Origin of the sequence: Pseudomonas edaphica, from assembly GCF_965277385.1 — a bacterium.
Classification (GTDB): domain Bacteria; phylum Pseudomonadota; class Gammaproteobacteria; order Pseudomonadales; family Pseudomonadaceae; genus Aquipseudomonas; species Aquipseudomonas edaphica.
Genome location: NZ_OZ255725.1, coordinates 5,787,833 through 5,806,868 on the forward strand (window position 1 = coordinate 5,787,833; position 19,036 = coordinate 5,806,868).

A 19,036-nucleotide genomic window follows, 5' to 3' on the forward strand; every position below is an offset into this window, starting at 1 on the left:
CGTATTCGCTTAATCAATCAGCGGCGGCTGCTGACCTCGGCAGGCACATCATCACCGGCCATGCGCTTGCGAAACAGCGCCGTGCGCGCCAACAGCAGTGTGGTAACAGGCACCGTGATCGCCAACAAAATCGGAATCAACCAACCGTGCAGCACCGGCCCGGACTTGAGCACCGAAAAGTAGATAATCGACGCCAGCGCCACGCACCACGCGCCCAGTGTGGAGGCCAGTGCCGGTGGGTGCATGCGCTGGAAGAAGTCCTTCATGCGCAACAACCCGATCGCGCCAATCAGCGCAAACAGGCTGCTGAGCACCAGCAACACGGCCACGATCACTTCAACCCATAACGGCATCATTCAATCACCTCGCCACGCAGCAGGAATTTCGCCAGGGCGAACGACCCGACAAAGCCAAACAGCGCAATCAGCAGCGCCGCTTCAAAGTAGGTGTCACTGGCATAACGAATGCCGAGCACCAGCATCATCAGCATCGCCAGGATGTACAGGTAGTCCAGCGCCAGAACCCGGTCTTGCGCGGACGGGCCTTTGAACAGGCGCACCAGCGTCAGCACCATCGCCAGCGAGAACAGGAACAGGCTGACCAGGATTGCATTGGAGAGCAGGGGGCTCATTCGAAGATCTCCATCAGGGGCCGCTCGTAGGCGCGTTTGAAGTGCTCGATAAACGGTGCTTCATCGTCCAGGTCGAACACGTGCAGCAGCAGGATGCTGCGGTCCAGGGCCAGTTCCGACCACACTGTGCCAGGCGTCACGCTGGTGATCATCGACAGGACGGCCAGGCCGTTGGGGTCACGCAGGTCGAGCGGGATTTTGATAAAACGTGAACGCGGCGGGCGGGATCCGCACGTCAGTACGCCCCAGGCCACGTGCAGGTTGGACACGATCACGTCGCGACCCACCACGAAGAACAAGCGAATGATGATGCCGGGGCGACGAATGCGCACCGGCAGCGGGCGCAGCGGCGCCATCAGCAGCGGCGCGAGAAAGCCCAGCACCGCGCCCAGCAACAGGTTGCCGGGGCTGACCGACAGGTTCAACACCAGCCACAGCACCCACAATGCCAGCGATAGCCACGGGGCAGGGAACAGGCGCTTCATGGCTGCACCTCCAGGGCGGCGGCTCTGGACTCGGGGCTCAGCACCGGGCGCGTGGCCATCACCGCCATCACGTAATGCTCCGGGTTATTCAGGCTCTCGGCCGTGGCCTGGGTGTAGCGCATCAGCGGTTCGGCCTTGAAGGTCAGGAGAATGCTCAGGCCCAGCAGGAAGAAGATCGGCACACACTCGTAGCGGCGCAGCAGCGGCGATGGGCGCTCCTCCGGTGTCCAGAAGCGCTGGATGCCCAGGCGGGCGAAGGCGATCAGCGAAGCCAGGCCCGACAAGATCAACAGCGCCACTAAACCCCAGGCCGCCGGGCGGATCGGCTCATCCACTGCGTTACCCAGGCCCATTGGGTTGACCAGCGCGCTCAACAGGCTGAGCTTGCCGATAAACCCGGACAACGGCGGCATGCCGATAATCAACAGTGCGCAGGCGATAAAGCTCAAGCCCAGGAAGGCCATGGTCCAGGGGATCACCTGGCCGACCACGGCTTTCTGCTCGTCGTCCAGGTTGACGCCGGGGCGTGGGTGCAACGACTCCATGGCTTTGGGCAGCGCGTCGATTTCTTCATCCAGCGGCAGATCATTGGCCGAGCGCGAACGCTCGATCAGCTCGGCCAGCAGGAACAGCGCGCTCAGCGCCAGGGTCGAGCTGACCAGATAGAACAGCGCCCCGGCGGTCAGGCTTGGCTGGGCAAAGCCCACCGACGACAGCAGGATCCCGGCCGACACCAGGATGCTCAGGCTGGCCATCCGCTCCAGGCGCTGCGCAGCCACCATGGCCAGCGCCGCGCAGACGATGGTCGCCATGCCGCCGTACACCAGCCAGTCGCCGCCAAACAGCGCCGATGCACCGGCTTGCCCGGAGAACAGCAAGGTCCACAGACGCAGCACGGTGTACACGCCGACCTTGGTCATGATCGCAAACATCGCCGCCACCGGTGCGCTGGCCGAGGAGTAGGCGGGTGCCAGCCAGAAGTTCAGTGGCCACATGCCGGCCTTGGCCAGGAATGCAGTGGCGAGGATCGCCGCGCCAGCATGCAACAGGCCGCGATCGGCTTGCGGTACCAGCGGGATTTTCAGCGCCAGGTCAGCAAAGTTCAGCGTGCCGGTGACCCCGTAAATCATCGCCGCGCCAATCAGGAACAGCGACGACGCCAACAGGTTTATCGCAATGTAATGCAGCCCCGACGACACCCGCGCGCGGCCGGAGCCGTGCAGCATCAAGCCGTAGGACGCCGCCAGCAGCACCTCGAAGAACACGAACAGGTTGAACAGGTCCGCCGTCAGGAATGCCCCGTACAAACCCATCAGCTGGATCTGGAACAGCGCATGGAAACTGGTGCCGGCGCGGTCCCAGCGGGCCATGGCGAACAGCAGCGCGCTTACACCGATAATGCCGGTGAGCACCAGCATCATCGCCGACAGTTGGTCGACCACCAGCACAATGCCGAAGGGCACTTGCCAGTTGCCCGGCAGGTACACGCCAATCGAGCCGGGGCCGCCTTGTTGCGTCCAGTACAGCAGCAAAATGGCGACACCCAGGCCGATGATGCTGGAGAACAGGTTGATCCTGGCTTTCAACGGGCGGCGTTTTTCGCCGAGCATCAGCATCAGCGCGGCGGTCAGCAACGGCAGCAGGATCGGCGCGACGATCATTTGATTCATCCACGTCATTCCTTTGGCTCCCGACCGTCCACATGGTCAGTGCCGGTCAGCCCACGGGAGGCCAGCAGCACCACCAGAAACAAGGCCGTCATGGCGAAGCTGATCACGATGGCCGTGAGTACCAGGGCCTGGGGCAGCGGATCGGTGTAGTTGAGCAGGTCTTGCGGCACGCCGTCCTTGATGATCGGCTCTTTACCGATGAACAGGCTGCCCATGCTGAAAATGAACAGGTTGACTCCATACGACAGCAGGCACAGGCCCATGACGACCTGGAACGTCCGTGGGCGCAGGATCAGCCAGACGCCGGAGGCCGCCAGCACTCCAATGGCAATTGCGATGACTTCTTCCATCAGGCGGCTCCTTCGGTTACGGCAACGGCCTTGGGCTGGTTGCTCGGTTTATGCGCTCGCACCGACTGGTGACCGAGGGCGGTGAGCATCAACAGCGTGGAGCCGACGACCATGGCGTACACGCCAACGTCGAAGAACAACGCGCTGGCAATGTGGATGTCGCCCAGCAGCGGCAGGCTGAAGTGCCAGGTGTGGGTGGTGAGGAACGGGTAACCGACGAACAGCGCGCCGAGCCCGGTCAAGGTGGCCGAAAGCAGGCCGAAACCCATCCAGCGCATGGGCCGCAGGCTCATCTGCGCTTCGACCCATTGGGTGCCGGCGACCATGTATTGCAGGATAAACGCCACCGACATCACCAACCCCGCGACGAAACCGCCGCCCGGCTGGTTGTGGCCGCGCATGAACAGGTAGAACGACACCACCAGCGCAATCGGCAGCAGCAGGCGCACCAGTACCGCCGGCACCATCATAAAGCCCAGGGCGGTATCGCTGGCCTGGCGCGGGTTGACCAGATCGGTGGCCACGTCTGGCGCCAATTGGCGCTGTTGTGGCGGCAACTCCATGCTTTCCTTGGACGGACGGAAGCGGCGCAGCAGGGCGTAGACGGTCAGCGCCACGGCGCCGAGCACGGTGATTTCGCCCAAGGTATCAAAGCCCCGGAAGTCCACCAGCATCACGTTCACCACATTGCTGCCGCCGCCTTCGGGCAGCGCGCGGCTCAGGTAAAACGAGGAGATATCGTTGGGCGTCTGGCGGGTCAGCATTGCGTAGGAGAGCAGCGCCATGCCGCCACCCACCACGCTGGACAGCAGGAAGTCGCGCAGGCGACGGATGCGCGCCTTGCGCAACGAGCTCGGCAGTGGCGAGACTTCTTCGATCCGTCGTGGCAACCAGCGCAGGCCCAGCAAAATCAGCACGGTGGTGACCACTTCGACCACCAGTTGCGTCAGGGCCAGGTCCGGCGCCGAGAACCACACGAAGGTCACGCAGGTGACCATGCCGCACACACTGACCATGGTCAGGGCTGCCAGCCGGTGGTACTTGGCTTGCCAGGCGGCGCCCAGCGCACAGGCGATGGCCAGCAACCACAGGGTCACGAACACGATGGAGCCGGGGATCTTCGGCCGGTCGCCCCAACTGAGGCCGCTGTTGAGCATCGGGATCAACCCGGCAACCACCGCTGCCAGCACCAGCAGGAACAATTGGGTTTGCAGGCGTTTGGTGCTGATGCGTTTTTCGATACGGCGCACGCCGCGCATCATTACCACCAGGCTGCGCTCGAACATGCGCTTGCCGTTGAAGTAACTGATGATCGGCGGGTATTTGAAACGGCCACGCTTGAGCTGTTTGCGCAGCAGCAGGTACAGCACGATGCCGCCGGACATGGCCACCAGGCTCATGATCATCGGCGCGTTCCAGCCGTGCCAGATGGCCAGGCTGTATTCGGGCAGTACCCCGCCGACCACCGGCAGTGCGGCGGCGGCGAGGATCGAACCGACCACCTGGGCCGGGAAGATGCCCACCAGCAGGCAGGTAAACACCAGCAGCTCGACCGGCGCGCGCATCCAGCGCGGTGGCTCGTGGGGTGTGTGGGGCAGGTCGGTCGCGGGCGGGCCGAAGAACACGTCGACGGTAAAGCGCAGGGCATAGGCAACGCTGAACGTACCGGCGATGGTCGCGATCACCGGCAGGGCGATTTCTACCCACTTTGTCGCCGAGATAAATACCGTTTCGGCGAAGAACATCTCTTTGGACAGGAAACCATTGAGCAACGGCACGCCGGCCATGGACGCACTGGCCACCATCGCCAGGGTCGCAGTAAACGGGATCAGCCGCACCAGGCCACTGAGCTTGCGGATATCCCGCGTGCCGCTTTCGTGGTCGATGATGCCGGCGGCCATGAACAGCGAGGCCTTGAACGTGGCGTGGTTGAGGATATGGAACACCGCAGCGACGGCGGCCAGCGGGCTGTTGAGGCCCAGCAGCAGGGTGATCAGCCCGAGGTGGCTGATGGTGGAATAGGCCAGCAGGCCTTTGAGATCATTCTGAAACATGGCGCAGTAAGCGCCGAGGAGGAGGGTGAGTGCGCCGGCACCGCCGACGATCCAGAACCATTCTTCGCTGCCGGACAGCGACGGCCACAGGCGGGCCAGCAGGAACACGCCGGCCTTCACCATCGTCGCCGAGTGCAGGTAGGCCGAAACCGGCGTGGGTGCCGCCATGGCGTGGGGCAGCCAGAAGTGGAAAGGGAACTGCGCGCTCTTGCTCAAGGCGCCGATCAGCACCAACGCGAGCATCACCGGGTACAGCGAATGCGCGCGAATCTGATCGCCCGCCGCCAGCACCAGGTCCAGGTCATAGCTGCCGACGATATGCCCCAGCAGCATCACACCTGCCAGCAGGCACAAGCCGCCGGCGCCGGTGACCATCAGCGCCATATAGGCGCCGCGCCTGGCATCGGCGCGGTGGTGCCAATAGCCGATCAGCAGGAACGAGAAGAGGCTGGTCAGTTCCCAGAAGAACACGATCTGGATCAGGTTGCCGGAGATCACCAGCCCGAGCATGGCGCCCATAAACGCCAGGAAAAACGCAAAGAAGCGCGGCACCGGGTCATCCGGCGACATGTAATAGCGCGCATACAGCGCCACCAGTGTGCCGATGCCCAGCACCAGCATCGAGAACAACCAGGCAAACCCGTCCATGCGCAGCACGAAGTTGAGCCCGAGGCTGGGCAACCACATGAATTCTTCGCGGATCACGCCACCGTGGGCGATCTGAGGGTAGAGCAAAGCGACTTGAATGGTGCCGACCAGGGCCACAAGGCCGGCCAACAGTGATTCGGTGTTACGTGCATTATGCGGCAGCAAGGCCGCCAGACAGCTGCCGATAAAAGGCAGAAGCAGTAGAACTATCAGGGACATAGGCTTCTAATCTGCGGGAGTTTGGGATGCATCATACGTGCCGCTTTCTCGATCACCAAACGGCAAGATGTGGCAGGATCCTACAAGGTAGGCCGAAACCTCCCGTTTGGCATTGTTTCGAACCGGATCGTTCCCACGCTCTGCGTGGGAATGCCACCCCGGACGCTCCGCGTCCAAACTGCCTATGCAGCCGTGAGCCTTGCGCAAGAGTGACGCGCAGCGTCACAGGATGCATGCCCACGCAGAGCGTGGGAACGATCGGACCTGACGGGTCAGGGGGCTTCCTGTTCCAGTTCGATTGATTTTTCAGCTTCTCGCTGATTGCGTGTTTTCATCTCACTCACAATCACCGCCGCCACAATCAACGCCGCACCGACCATCGCAATCGGCGGAAAACGCTCTCCGGCAATCCGCCCGATCACGCCGGCCCATACCGGTTCGCCGGCATAGATCAACGTGGCACGGGTTGGCGAAACACTCTGCTGCGCCCAGTTCATCGCCACCTGAATCACCGCACTGGTCAAACCCAGGCCCACTGCACTGAACAACAGTAACCAGGAGAAGCCCGGCAGCGCCTCGCCCATCGGCACCACCATCAGGAACGACAGCAACGAGGCCGTGGCCAGTTGCACCACGGTCACTCGCCGCACATCCACCTGCCCGGCATAGGCGCCAATGAGGATAATTTCGGCGGCCACCGCGATTGCGCAGATCAGTGTGGCAATTTCACCGGGGCTGAAGTTCAGAGAGGCACCCGTCGGGCCTGTAAGCAGCATCAACCCGGTAAACGCCAACATGATGCCAATGCTCGGCATCAGGCCTGGGCGACGCCCCAGCACCAGCCACTGCAACAGCGGTACGCAAGGTACATAAAGCGCTGTAATGAACGCCGACTGGCTGCTTGGAATGGTCTGCAGGCCAATGGTCTGCATGCCGTAGCCGAACATGATCGAGGTGCCGATGAATGCGCCGGCTTTCAACTCGAACAAGGTCAGGCCACGCAACGTGCGCAACGAAAAGAACCCCACCACAATCGCCGCCGCCGCAAACCGCAGGCCCACGAAAAACATCGGCCCGCTGACGGTCATGGCGTGTTGCACGAGCAAAAACGTGCCGCCCCAGATCATGGTGATAACCACCAGGATGCATTCGGCTTTGCTGAAACGGTTGAAACGTGGGGCGGCGTTCGGGGCAGTCATGGCGGCTCGGTCTTGCAAGGGAAAGGCACGGACCGCACAATGCGCCGCACGCTGGGCAGTATACTGCGCACACCCACCTATTGAGCAATATAGTGCACAAAGAAAATCCTCAACGGGCTTCGGTCCTGCAACACGTCAGCCAGAACGTCCGCCGGCTGCGCCATGCTGCGGATCTGAGCCAGACCGCACTCTCGGAAAAGTCCGGGGTCAGCCGGCGCATGCTGGTGGCCATTGAAGCGGGCGAGAAGAATGTCAGCCTGTCCACGCTGGACCGCGTCGCCGAAGCCTTGGACGTGGCCTTCAGCGACCTTATCCAGGCCCCGGATGCCGGTGATCACAGCCGCATCAACGAGCTGGCCTGGGCCGGCGATATCCCCGGCAGTAAAGCCGTGTTGCTGGCCAAGGCCACGGCGCGGCGTGAAGTCGAGTTGTGGGAGATGCACCTGGAACCGGGTGATCGCTACAGCCCCGACCCCGATCCGGACGGCTGGAGCGTGCAGCTGTTCGTGTTCGAAGGCTGCCTGACCTTGCTGGTGGGCGAGGAACAAAAACACGTGGCGGCCGGTGAGTTCTACATGTTCGCCAGCCGCAACGTGCACGGCTATCGCAATGACGGCGACGTGGCCGTGCGGTTTGTGCGTAACGTGGTGATCTAACTGTTGGCCCGGCAACAGTGGATGCACACTTTGTTGGTTTGAAACGCGCTCAACAGCCTCTTAAAGCCAGCAACCGCCTGATTTTTCTGACGATTAAATTCAGGCACGACTCCTGCAATTGCTCCGTTATCCCATCGGAGCCTGGAGTCGGCCCATGTCAGCCCACCCTCAACAACCTGCCCATATCATCCGCTCGGATGCCGAAGCCATTGAGGTCGCCACGCGGCTGGCCGCGCGCTTTGCCGTCGACGCCAGTGTGCGCGACCGCGAGCGACGCCTGCCAGTGGCCGAGCTTGATGAGTTTTCTGCCAGCGGCTTGTGGGGCATCACTGTTCCCAAGGCCTACGGCGGCGCCGAGGTGTCTTATGTAACGGTGGCCGAGGTGATCAAGTTGATCTCCGCCGCCGACCCGTCGTTGGGGCAAATCCCGCAAAACCACCTGGGCGTGGTGGACATCCTGCTGCAAACCGCCAGCGAGGAACAAAAGCGTCACTATTTCGGCAAGGTCCTGGCCGGCTATCGTTTCGGTAATGCCTTTTCTGAAGCCAAGAGCAAAAACGCCGGCACCTTCGACACTCAGATTCGTTTTGACGGCGACACGGCCTCTATCAATGGCGAGAAGTTCTACTGCACCGGCGCGCTGTTTGCCCACCTCGTGCCCACGGTCGGCAACAACGAGAACGGCCAGGCGTTTATTGCCTTTGTCGAACGCGATGCGCCGGGCCTAACCGTGATTGATAGCTGGGACGGCTTCGGCCAGCGTACCACCGCCAGTGGCGGCGTGACCCTCGACGGCGTCAGCGTGCCCCTTAGCGCGATCATTCCTGCGCACCAAGCCTTCGACCAGCCCACCGCCAACGGCCCGATCTCGCAGATTATCCAGGCTGCCGTCGACACCGGCATCGCCCTGGGTGCCCTCGAACAGGCAAAAATCTACGCCCGCCAGGCGCGCCCATGGATCGACAGCCAGCAGGATCACGGCTGGCAAGACCCGTTCACCATCGCGGCCATTGGCGATCTGCAATGGCGCGTGCACGGCACCGAAGCGATCCTTGCCAGGGCCGGCAAGGCTGTCGACCTGGCCCTGGCCGAGCCCAACGAAGACACAGTCGCCAACGCCTCGCTGGTGGTCGCCCAGGCCAAAGTGCTGTCGGCCGAAACCGCCTTGCTCGCCAGCAGCAAACTCTTCGAACTGGCCGGCACCCGCTCGGTCACCGGCAAGCACAACCTCGACCGCTTCTGGCGCAACGCACGCACCCACACCCTGCATGACCCGGCCCGCTGGAAATACCACCTGATCGGCAACTTCGTGCTCAACGGCGTGAAGCCTGCGCGCCACGCCTGGAACTGAGGATATTTATTCATGACCGCCCTGAATCAAGCGCGTCAACTGCTGGAAAGTACTCGGCGCTATGTGCAGACCAGCGATGACCCTTACGTGATCAGCCGCTTTGGCGATTTGCAGAGCCGCGTCGACGTAGCCGCCGCCTTGTTTGAACGCGCTGAAACCCACCCAAGCCCGGTGGCGTTGACCGAAGCGCAAATCGCCGCCGCTGAAGCCCTGATTGCCGCCAGTAATGCCGAATTTGAACTCACCGGCCAACGCACCGCGCTGGCGTCGACCCTCGACGACCCACTGCGGCGCAAATACCAGATCGTCGGCAACTACCACCTCAACGGAGTGCTTTGATGTCCCGTGAAATCCGCTTGAATGCCTTCGACATGAACTGTGTCGGCCATCAATCTCCCGGCTTGTGGGCGCACCCGCGTGACCGCTCGTGGCAGTACAAGGACCTGGAGTACTGGACGGACCTCGCCAAAATTCTTGAGCGTGGCAAGTTCGACGGCCTGTTTATCGCCGACGTGCTGGGCATCTACGACGTGTACAACGGCAACGGCGACGCGGCGATTCGCCAGGCCGCACAAGTGCCGGTCAACGACCCGCTGTCGCTGATTGCGCCGATGGCGTTGGTCACCGAACACCTGGGGTTTGGCCTGACCGCTTCTTTGTCATTTGAACATCCGTATCCGTTCGCCCGCAGGCTCTCGACCCTCGACCACCTGACCAAAGGGCGTGTCGGCTGGAACATCGTCACGTCCTACCTGGAAAGCGGCGCCAAAAACCTCGGTCAGAAAGCCCAGACCGAACACGATGCGCGCTACGACTATGCCGAGGAATACCTGGAGGTTTGCTACAAACTCTGGGAAGGCAGTTGGGAAGAGGGCGCCGTGCTGCGTGATCGCGAGCGTCGTATTTTCAGCGACCCGAGCAAAATCCACGAGATCCGCCACGTCGGCAAACACTTCCAGGTGCCCGGCATTCACCTTTGCGAACCGTCGCCGCAACGCACGCCGGTGCTGTACCAGGCCGGGGCCTCCAGCCGTGGCAAGCAGTTTGCCGCCGAACAGGCCGAGTGCGTGTTCGTGGCTGCACCGTCCAAGGTGCTGCTGAAAAAAACCGTGGCCGACATCCGCCGCCGAGCCGCTGAGGCCGGGCGAGATCCGAAGAAAATCCTGATCTTCAACTTGCAAACGGTGATCGTCGGCGAGACCGATGCCAAGGCCAAAGCCAAGTTTGACGAATACAAATCCTACGTCAGCTACGAGGGCGCAATGGCGCTGATCTCCGGCTGGACCGGCATCGACTTCAGCCAGTTCAAGCCCGATGAACCGCTCAAGCATGTACACACCAACGCGATTCAATCGGCGGTGGAAGCCTTCTCCACGGCGGACCCGAACAAGGTCTGGACGCCGAATGAACTGGCCGACTGGGTTGGCATCGGCGGCTTTGGCCCGTTGTTCGTGGGCGGCCCGGAAACCGTGGCCGACCTGTTGCAGGAGTGGGTCGAAGAGACCGACGTGGACGGTTTTAACCTGGCCTACGCGCTGACCCATGAAACCTTCATCGACGCCGTGGACCTGCTCGTGCCGGAGTTGCAAAAGCGCGGCGTATACAAGACCGAGTACGCCCAGGGCACCCTGCGCGAAAAGCTATTCGGCGACGGTGCGCGGCTGGCCCCAAACCATCCGGGTGCAAGCTACCGCGACCTCAAAGCCACTGCAATCTAACTGAAGCACCTCGGTCCATGTGGGAGCTGGCTTGCCTGCGATAGCGGTGGGTCAGCCAGAAATGAGCCAGCTGACACGCCGCCATCGCAGGCAAGCCAGCTCCCACAGTTGATTGGTGTTGATCCACCTGACTAGGCCAGCGGGCTACCGCGACCTCAAAGCCAGCGCAATCTAACTGAAGCACCTCGGTCCATGTGGGAGCTGGCTTGCCTGCGAAAGCGGTGGGTCAGCCAGAAATGAGCCAGCTGACACGCCGCCATCGCAGGCAAGCCAGCTCCCACAGTTGATTGGTGTTGATCCACCTGACTAGGCCAGCGGGCTACCGCGACCTCAAAGCCAGCGCAATCTAACTGAAGCACCTCGGTCCATGTGGGAGCTGGCTTGCCTGCGATAGCGGTGGGTCAGCCAGAAATGAGCCAGCTGACACGCCGCCATCGCAGGCAAGCCAGCTCCCACAGTTGATTGGTGTTGATCCACCTGACTAGGCCAGCGGACCACCGCGACCTCAAAGCCACTGCAATCTAACTGAAGCACCTCGGTCAATGTGGGAGCTGGCTTGCCTGCGATAGCGGTGGGTCAGCCAGAAATGAGCCAGCTGACACGCCGCCATTGCAGGCAAGCCAGCTCCCACAGTTGATTGGTGTTGATCCACCTGACTAGGCCAGCGGGCTACCGCGACCTCAAAACCAGCGCAATCTAACTGAAGCACCTCGGTCCATGTGGGAGCTGGCTTGCCACAGTTGATCGCTGTTGAACCACCTGACCTGGCCAGCGGACCACCGCACGCACACTACTTGAATAGGAGCGTTACCCCTATGAGCGTGCACGAACTCAAACGTCCGCAGGCGCTGGAATGGCCTGCCGAACTGCTCGGCAACCTGCCCAAAGCCCTGGAGCATTTGCAGCACTGGGCGCAGCTCACCCCGCTGCACATCGCCCTGCGTCACAAGCGCCAGGGGCAGTGGTATGCCTGGCGCTGGATCGACGTGTTGCGCGACGTCGAGCGCCTGGCCGATGGTTTGCGCCAGCAAGGTTTCAGCGCGCAATCACGCTTGGCCTTAAGCGGCACGTTCGAGCCTGACCTGCTGCTGTTGGCGCTGGCCGCGCAGTCTGCCGGCGGGCAGGTGCTGACCCTGGCCGATGACCTGGAGCCAGAAGCCCTGTACCAACAGCTATGGCGCATTCACCCCAGCCATTCGTATGCCCAGGGGCGGCAGCAGGTGCGGCACTGGCAGTCCGCCAATCTGTTGGATTTCACCCAATTGCTCGGCCCGGCAGACCCGGCGCAACACCTGCAGCGCTGGTGGCAACCGAGCGGTGAAACCGTGTTGTGGAGCGAGGAGGGCACCCACTGGCAAGGCGGCCTGGCGGTAGTCCTGGAGCAATGGTTGAACAGCGGCCACGGCCTGGCTTTTCCGGAAAGCCCGGCCTCGGCCCGACGTGATCGCGGTGAGGTCGCGCCGACCGGCCTGCTGCTGTCCCCCGAGCGTTTACAGCACCTGGCCGACGATATCGAAAGCCGCCTGGCGCCCCACGGCACCTGGCGCCGACGCGTGTGTGAGTGGGCCATCGCTCACCCGCAAAGTGGCCTGCGGCGCCTGTTGAAAAATCGTGTACGCAGGCTGCTGGGCTTCCAACGGTTGACCTATATCTGGCAGCCAGCCAGCGCGCAAAAAACCAGCCGCGATCCAGCATGGCTGGCTGAATTCAAACGGGACATCGCATGAGCCAGACCATTCTCCAGGTGCGCGAGATCTCGCTGTCGTTCAAAGGCGTCAAGGCCATCAATGCCTTGTCCTTTGAGGTGCAGCGCGGCGAAATCTGTGCGCTGATCGGCCCCAACGGCGCCGGTAAAAGTTCGCTGCTCAATGTGCTTAACGGCGTGTACCGCTTCGATGCCGGTGAGATTGTGTTTGAGCAACAACACTTGCACCGCATCGACCCTTTGGGTGCGGCGCGTCGAGGTATCGGGCGTACTTTTCAGAACAACGCACTGTTCAAGAAAATGAGCGTGCTCGACAACATCCTTACCGGCCTGTCGCGGCATATGCGTACCAGCTTTATCGAGCAAGCCCTGGGCTTGCCCCGCGCCCGCCGTGAGGCCGAAGCCTTTCGCCTGCGCGGCCAAGGCATCCTCGAGTTTCTCGAACTGCAAGCGCACCGCGATGTGCTGGTGGGCAACCTCTCCTACGGCTTGCAAAAGCGCGTAGAGCTGGGCCGCGCGCTGATCGCCAGCCCCAGCCTGTTGCTGCTGGACGAGCCCATGGCCGGGATGAACGCCGAGGAAAAACAGGAAATGGCGCGCTTTGTCGCCGACGTCAACCGCGACCTCGGCACCACCGTGGTGTTGATCGAACACGACATCGGCGTGGTGATGGGCCTGTCCGACCATGTGGTGGTGCTCGACTACGGACGCAAAGTCGGCGACGGCACACCTGCGCAGGTGCAGGCCGACCCCGAGGTGATCGCGGCGTACCTGGGAGTCGCACACTGATGACGTTCTTCTTTGAAACCCTGCTCGGCGGCCTGCTCGCCGGCACCATGTACTCGCTGGTCGCCATCGGTTTCGTGCTGATCTACAAGGCCAGCGGCGTGTTCAATTTCGCCCAGGGCTCGATGCTGCTGTTTGCCGCGCTGACCTTTGTCAGCCTGCATGACCAGGGCGTGCCCTTTGCCCTGGCGTTGCTGCTGACGGTAATCGTGATGATCATCGGCGCCTTGCTCATCGAGCGACTGGTGTTGCGGCCGTTGGTAAACCGCTCGCAGATCACCCTGTTTATGGCCACCTTGGGCCTTTCGTTCATCATCGAAGGCCTGGCCCAAGGGCTGATGGGCTCGCAGGTGCGTGCGCTGGACTTGGGCATCGACGACGTGCCGCTGTTTGTCGGGCCGCTGATGCTCAGCCAGTTTGATTTGATCGCCGCGGCGGCTGCCGTGGTGCTGGTAACCGTGCTGGCGTTGCTGTTCAACAAGACTCGCATCGGTGTGTCGTTGCGCGCCGTGGCGGATGACACCACGGCGGCGCTGTCCATCGGCATCAACCTCAACCGTATCTGGCAGATCGTCTGGGCCGTGGCCGGCATTGTCGGGTTGGTGGCGGGGTTGCTGTGGGGCGCACGCCAGGGCGTACAGTTTTCCCTTTCGCTGGTGGTGCTCAAGGCCTTGCCGGTGTTGATCATCGGCGGCTTTACCTCGATTGGCGGGGCGATTGTCGGCGGGCTGATTGTCGGCGCGGCGGAGAACCTCGCCGAGGTGTATGTCGGCCCCCTGATCGGTGGCGGTATCACGCCGTGGTTCGCTTATGTATTGGCCCTGGCCTTCCTGTATATCCGTCCCGCCGGCCTGTTCGGCGAGCGCGCCATCGAGCGAGTCTGAAACCATGTCGATACCCGTTGTTCAAGAAACCGCGCCGTTATTACTGATTCAGCGGCGTTTGCCCTGGGGCCTGATCGGCTTATTGGCCGTGGCCTTTATCGGGGTGCCGCTGTGGGGCAATGACTATTGGCTCAATGCGATCCTGATCCCGTTTCTGGTGCTGTCGCTGGCCGGACTGGGCCTGAATCTGCTCACCGGCTATACCGGGCAAACCTCAGTGGGCGCGGCGGGTTTCATGGCCGTTGGCGCGTTTGCCACCTACGGTTTTCTGCTGCGTCTGCCCGAGCTGGGCCTGCCGGTGGCGCTGCTCGGCGGTGGGGTGATCAGCGCGCTGGTTGGGCTGCTGTTTGGTTTGCCCAGCTCGCGGATCAAAGGCTTCTACTTGATGGTCACCACGCTGGCGGCGCAGTTCTTTTTGGAGTGGCTGTTCGTCAAATTCCCCTGGTTCTACAACTACGGTTCCTCCGGGACCATTTCCGCGCCGAAGCTTTCGCTGTTCGGCCATGACCTCAATACGCCGCTGGGCCGTTACTGGCTGACGTTGGTCACGGTGCTGCTGTTGACCTGGACTGCCATCAACCTGGTGCGCAGCCAGGTAGGGCGTAACTGGATGGCAATCCGCGACATGGACACCGCCGCCGCTGTGGTCGGCATCCCGGTGGTGCGCTACAAACGCCTGGCCTTCGCGGTCAGCTCGTTCTACTTAGGCATCGCCGGCGCGTTGTGGGCCTTCGCCTACCTGGGCACGGCCAGCGCCAGCAGTTTTGATATCAACCGCTCGTTCCAGATCCTGTTCATCATCATTATCGGCGGCATGGGCAGCATTGCCGGCAACTTTGTCGGTGCGGCATTTATCAGTTTGCTGCCGATTTTTCTCAGCCACGCCGGGCAGGCGCTGTTCGGTGGCTCGGTGGATGCGGGGCAGTTGCAGAACCTGCAGAAAATCATCTTTGGCGTGTTGATCATCGTGTTCCTGATCAAGGAACCCGAAGGCTTGATTCGCCTCTTGCACAACCTGCGTGACCGTCTGCGGCAATGGCCGCTGCGTTTCTGACCTTGATGAGAACTCCTATGCGTACATCCTTGAAACGTTCCCTTGTCGGCGCTGCTTTTGCGTTGGCAGCTTTGGCCGGTGCTGTGCCCCAGGCAATCGCCTCGCCCGACCAGCAATTTATCCCACTGGCCACCTACCGCGTCGGCGCCTATGCCTCCAGCGGCGTGCAGGTGTGGGCCGGGATGATCGACTACCTGCGTTATATCAATGAGGTCGAAGGCGGTATCAACGGCGTCAAACTGGTGTGGCAGGAATGCGAGACCGAATGGACGGCGGAGAAGGGCATCGAGTGCTACGAGCGCTTCAAGAATGGCCTGGATGGCGCGCCGGTCGCGGTCTACCAGCCTAACGGCGCACCGGCGGCGTATGCGCTGAGCGAGCGCGCGGAAGTCGACAAGATCCCGTTGATTACCCTCGGTTATGGCCGCACCGAAGCCACCGACGGCACGGTGTTTCCGTATAACTTCCCGGTGATGCTGACGTTCTACAGCGAAGCGTCCACGCTGGTGAATTACATTGCCCAGCGCGAAGGCGGCTTCGACAAACTCAAGGGCAAGAAGATCGCCACGGTCTATCACGATTCGGCTTACGGCCGCGAAACCCTCGGCCCGTTAAAGTTGCTGGCTGAGAAGTACGGCTTTGAAAACATTCAGATCCCGGTGGCCGACCCGGGCAACGAGCAATCAGCGCAATGGCGTCAGGTGCGCCAAGCCAACCCGGACTGGGTGTTTTTGCGCACCTGGGGCGTGTCCACGCCGGTGGCGGTGAAGACCGCTGCGCGCTTTGGCTTCCCGGTTGACCACATCATTGGCGATATCTGGGCCAGTTCCAGCGAAGACGTGTTGCCCGCGGGCGCCGCCGCCAAAGGTTACCTGGCGCTCACGCCTTACCCGGCAGGCGTCGATTTCGAGATCCATAAACGCCTCAAACAGTCCATCCTCGACAAAGGCCACAGCGACCTCAAGGACCTGAAAAACTTCGGCAGCGTCTACTACAACTCCGGCCTGGTGAATGCCGCCGTGGCGGTGGAAGCGATCCGTACCGCCCAGGCCAAGTTCGGCAAGCGCCCACTCAATGGCGAAGAAGGCCGTTGGGGCCTGGAGCATCTGAATATCGATGACACGCGCCTTAAAGACATGGGCTATCTGGGCCTGATGCAGAACCTCAAGCTGTCGTGCCGCGACCACGAAGGCGGCGGCTCGGCGCGTGTGCAGCAGTGGGATGGCGCCAACTGGACGCTGATCAGCGACTGGATCGCCGCCGACCGTGCACTGCTGCGCCCGCTGATCGATGAAAAGTCCGCCGCGTTCGCCAAGGAAAAAGGCCTGACGCCGCGTACCTGCACCGGGGATGAATAAGCCATGAGCCAGCCCGCCGCTGAACCTGCGAGCCCGTCACTGTTAAACGTCAATGACATCGAAGTGATCTACGACGGCGCCATACTGGCGGTGGCCGGGGTCTCGCTGCACGTGCCCAAGGGCGCCATCGTGGCGTTGCTGGGTGCCAACGGCGCCGGCAAAAGCACCACGCTCAAGGCCATTTCGGGGCTGGTACGCGCCGAGCGCGCCGAAGTCAGCCGTGGCGTGATCGAGTATGCCGGCCGCGACCTGGCCGGCATCGACCCCAGCCAACGGGTGCGCCAGGGCATGGTCCACGTATTGGAAGGCCGCCATGTGTTCGGCCAACTGAGCGTGGAAGACAACCTGCGCAGCGGCGGCTTTGTGCGGCGCCTGAGCCGCCAAGACATGGAGCACGACCTGGAGCGTATCTACGCCTGGTTCCCACGGCTCAAGACCAAGCGCCACACCCGCGCCGGGCTGACCTCCGGCGGCGAGCAGCAAATGGTCGCCATTGGCCGCGCGTTGATGACTCGGCCGACTTTAGTCTTGCTCGACGAGCCTTCCATGGGCTTGGCGCCGATGATCGTGCAGGAGATTTTCGCAATCATCGCCCAGCTTAACCGCGAGCAACAGGTGAGCTTCCTGATCGCCGAGCAGAACATCAATGTCGCGCTCAACTATGCCTCCCACGGCTATGTGCTGGATACTGGGCGCGTGGTTTTGAGCGGCAGTGCGGCTGAACTGCTGGTGCGGGGTGATTTGCATGATATTTATCTGGGCAAACAGTAAGGGCGAATGTGCATGACTGAATCCATCCGCAACGCTGATGTGCTGATCATCGGCGGCGGCTTGAGCGGCACGATGCTGGCGGTGCAACTGCTGCGCCAGCCAGGCAAGCGGCAGATCCTGGTGATTGAGCCGAGCAAGGAACTTGGCCGTGGCGAGGCCTACAGTGCCGTCGAACTGGGGCACACCCTGAACGGCAATGCGGCGCGCATGAGTGTCGACCCGGACAACGCCGATGACTTGACCCAATGGCTCACTGACTACATCGGCGCTGGGGGCTGGCCGGAGTCGAATCAGCAGCCTGTACCCATCAGTGAGTTGTTCCCGCCACGCGGGATTTTTGGCGTGTATGCGCAACAGCGTCTGGCTGAGGCCAAGGCGCTCTCGGCTTCCACGGTCGAGCATATTCGTGCCGAGGTGGTCGACCTGCAAGTGGATGCCGACTCAACTCGGCTGACGCTGGATAACGGCCAACAATTGCGCGGTGTCCAGGCCGTATTGGCCACTGGCATGTTCCCGGCGGCACGCACGCCGCAGACCGAATCCAGCGGCTTGAATGCAGCGGCAGTGGACCCGTGGGACGTCAAGGCCATGCGCCAGATCGAGCCGCAGTCAACCGTGCTGATCATCGGTTCCGGGTTGACCATGGTGGATGCCGTGGTGTCCCTGGAACAGGCCGGTCATCGCGGGCCGATCGAGATATTTTCGCGCCATGGCCTGCTACCCCATGTGCGCCGGCAACCGCCGAGCTGGGTGGACTTCCTCGCCGACGACCACAACCTGCGCAGCCCTCGACAGTTGCTGCGCGAGGTGCGGCGCCAATGCCAACTGGCGGTGGAACAGGGCATTGATTGGCAAGCGCCGCTGGACACGGTGCGAGCGCATATCGGCCGCTTGTGGAGCCAGGCCAGTGAGCGCGAGAAACGCCAGTTCGTGCGCCATGTAAGGCCGTGGTGGGAGAGCCATCACCATCGCTCGCCGCCATTGAGCGCGCAGTTGGTGGCACAGTTGCATGCAGAAGGACGGCTGCGGATTCAGGCGGCGTCGTTCAAGGGGCTGGTGGCGTCGGACAGCGGCGTGACGATCAAGCTGCGGCGGCGTGGCGAACAAGCTGTCACCCAGGTGTCGGGTGCTGCGTTGATTAACTCCAGCGGTATTGAGTACGACTGGCGGCGAGTGGCCAAACCGCTGCCGCAGCAGTTGCTCAAACGAGGGCTCATCAAGCCAGGACCGTTGGCGTTGGGAATTGCGGCGGATACATCAGGTGCAGTGCTGGATGCTCAAGGCCAGGTCAGCCAACGCCTGTTTGCCATGGGCCCGCCCTTGCGGGGGATGTGGTGGGAGAGCACGGCAGTCACCGACGTGGCGATTCAAGCCAAGGCCCTGGCCGCCAAACTCACCTCAGCATGAATGTGGGAGCTGGCTTGCCTGCGATAGCGGTGGGTCAGGCACAGCTGTTCTAAACTGACAGTCCGCCATCGCAGGCAAGCCAGCTCCCAC

General features: G+C 62.3%; 18 protein-coding genes. 11 read left to right on the top strand and 7 right to left on the bottom strand.

What is annotated here, in order from left to right; all coding sequences use genetic code 11:
* Positions 1-17: 17 nt before the first annotated feature.
* From ACQY47_RS26415 to ACQY47_RS26445, 7 genes are all read right to left on the bottom strand, one after another.
* Entirely contained in the window at positions 18-356 is a 339-nt protein-coding gene (locus ACQY47_RS26415) for a Na+/H+ antiporter subunit G (protein WP_017137536.1), read from the bottom strand.
* Positions 353-631: a K+/H+ antiporter subunit F gene (locus tag ACQY47_RS26420; protein WP_017137537.1), complete on the bottom strand. Its 279-nt coding sequence runs from the start codon at positions 629-631 to the stop codon at positions 353-355. The genes ACQY47_RS26415 and ACQY47_RS26420 overlap by 4 nt, the downstream gene beginning before the upstream one ends.
* On the bottom strand, positions 628-1,116 hold the full coding sequence (locus ACQY47_RS26425; protein ID WP_099550542.1) for a Na+/H+ antiporter subunit E: 489 nt from the start codon (positions 1,114-1,116) through the stop codon (positions 628-630). The genes ACQY47_RS26420 and ACQY47_RS26425 overlap by 4 nt, the downstream gene beginning before the upstream one ends.
* On the bottom strand, positions 1,113-2,795 hold the full coding sequence (locus tag ACQY47_RS26430; RefSeq protein WP_017137539.1) for a monovalent cation/H+ antiporter subunit D: 1,683 nt from the start codon (positions 2,793-2,795) through the stop codon (positions 1,113-1,115). The genes ACQY47_RS26425 and ACQY47_RS26430 overlap by 4 nt, the downstream gene beginning before the upstream one ends.
* Entirely contained in the window at positions 2,792-3,136 is a 345-nt protein-coding gene (locus ACQY47_RS26435) for a Na+/H+ antiporter subunit C (RefSeq protein ID WP_003192163.1), read from the bottom strand. The genes ACQY47_RS26430 and ACQY47_RS26435 overlap by 4 nt, the downstream gene beginning before the upstream one ends.
* Entirely contained in the window at positions 3,136-6,057 is a 2,922-nt protein-coding gene (locus ACQY47_RS26440) for a monovalent cation/H+ antiporter subunit A (protein WP_428553234.1), read from the bottom strand. The genes ACQY47_RS26435 and ACQY47_RS26440 overlap by 1 nt, the downstream gene beginning before the upstream one ends.
* A gap of 272 nt (positions 6,058-6,329) precedes the next feature.
* On the bottom strand, positions 6,330-7,256 hold the full coding sequence (locus ACQY47_RS26445) for a DMT family transporter (protein WP_017137541.1): 927 nt from the start codon (positions 7,254-7,256) through the stop codon (positions 6,330-6,332).
* Positions 7,257-7,348: 92 nt separating this feature from the next.
* Here ACQY47_RS26445 and ACQY47_RS26450 point away from each other — a divergent pair, with 92 nt between their 5' ends.
* The 11 genes from ACQY47_RS26450 to ACQY47_RS26500 all read left to right on the top strand — a co-directional run bounded on the left by ACQY47_RS26450 (position 7,349) and on the right by ACQY47_RS26500 (position 18,946).
* Positions 7,349-7,912 carry a helix-turn-helix domain-containing protein gene (locus ACQY47_RS26450; RefSeq protein ID WP_099550538.1) on the top strand — a complete coding sequence of 188 codons (564 nt, stop codon included), beginning with the start codon at positions 7,349-7,351 and terminating at the stop codon, positions 7,910-7,912.
* 154 nt (positions 7,913-8,066) lie between these two features.
* A complete protein-coding gene (locus ACQY47_RS26455) occupies positions 8,067-9,263 on the top strand; it encodes an SfnB family sulfur acquisition oxidoreductase (RefSeq protein WP_428553238.1) in 1,197 nt (398 codons plus the stop codon).
* A 12-nt stretch (positions 9,264-9,275) separates the two neighbouring features.
* Positions 9,276-9,602 (top strand): acyl-CoA dehydrogenase, encoded by a 327-nt coding sequence (locus ACQY47_RS26460; protein ID WP_428553241.1) that lies wholly within the window; start codon positions 9,276-9,278, stop codon positions 9,600-9,602.
* Positions 9,602-10,981 (top strand): LLM class flavin-dependent oxidoreductase, encoded by a 1,380-nt coding sequence (locus tag ACQY47_RS26465; RefSeq protein WP_099550535.1) that lies wholly within the window; start codon positions 9,602-9,604, stop codon positions 10,979-10,981. The genes ACQY47_RS26460 and ACQY47_RS26465 overlap by 1 nt, the downstream gene beginning before the upstream one ends.
* 815 nt (positions 10,982-11,796) lie before the next feature.
* The gene (locus tag ACQY47_RS26470; protein ID WP_017137545.1) at positions 11,797-12,708 is read left to right on the top strand and encodes an AMP-binding protein; all 912 of its coding nucleotides are present in this window, start codon (positions 11,797-11,799) and stop codon (positions 12,706-12,708) included.
* The gene (locus ACQY47_RS26475; protein WP_177035094.1) at positions 12,705-13,475 is read left to right on the top strand and encodes an ABC transporter ATP-binding protein; all 771 of its coding nucleotides are present in this window, start codon (positions 12,705-12,707) and stop codon (positions 13,473-13,475) included. Before ACQY47_RS26470 ends, ACQY47_RS26475 begins: the two co-directional genes overlap by 4 nt.
* On the top strand, positions 13,475-14,356 hold the full coding sequence (locus ACQY47_RS26480) for a branched-chain amino acid ABC transporter permease (protein ID WP_017137547.1): 882 nt from the start codon (positions 13,475-13,477) through the stop codon (positions 14,354-14,356). Before ACQY47_RS26475 ends, ACQY47_RS26480 begins: the two co-directional genes overlap by 1 nt.
* Positions 14,357-14,360: 4 nt before the next feature.
* Entirely contained in the window at positions 14,361-15,410 is a 1,050-nt protein-coding gene (locus ACQY47_RS26485) for a branched-chain amino acid ABC transporter permease (protein ID WP_099550531.1), read from the top strand.
* Positions 15,411-15,427: 17 nt separating this feature from the next.
* Positions 15,428-16,768: an ABC transporter substrate-binding protein gene (locus tag ACQY47_RS26490; protein ID WP_428553245.1), complete on the top strand. Its 1,341-nt coding sequence runs from the start codon at positions 15,428-15,430 to the stop codon at positions 16,766-16,768.
* Between the two features lie 3 nt (positions 16,769-16,771).
* Complete coding sequence (locus ACQY47_RS26495) at positions 16,772-17,539, top strand: ABC transporter ATP-binding protein (protein WP_428553248.1); 768 nt, start codon at positions 16,772-16,774, stop codon at positions 17,537-17,539.
* 12 nt (positions 17,540-17,551) lie between these two features.
* Positions 17,552-18,946 carry an FAD/NAD(P)-binding protein gene (locus ACQY47_RS26500; protein ID WP_428553251.1) on the top strand — a complete coding sequence of 465 codons (1,395 nt, stop codon included), beginning with the start codon at positions 17,552-17,554 and terminating at the stop codon, positions 18,944-18,946.
* The last annotated feature ends 90 nt before the right edge of the window (positions 18,947-19,036 follow it).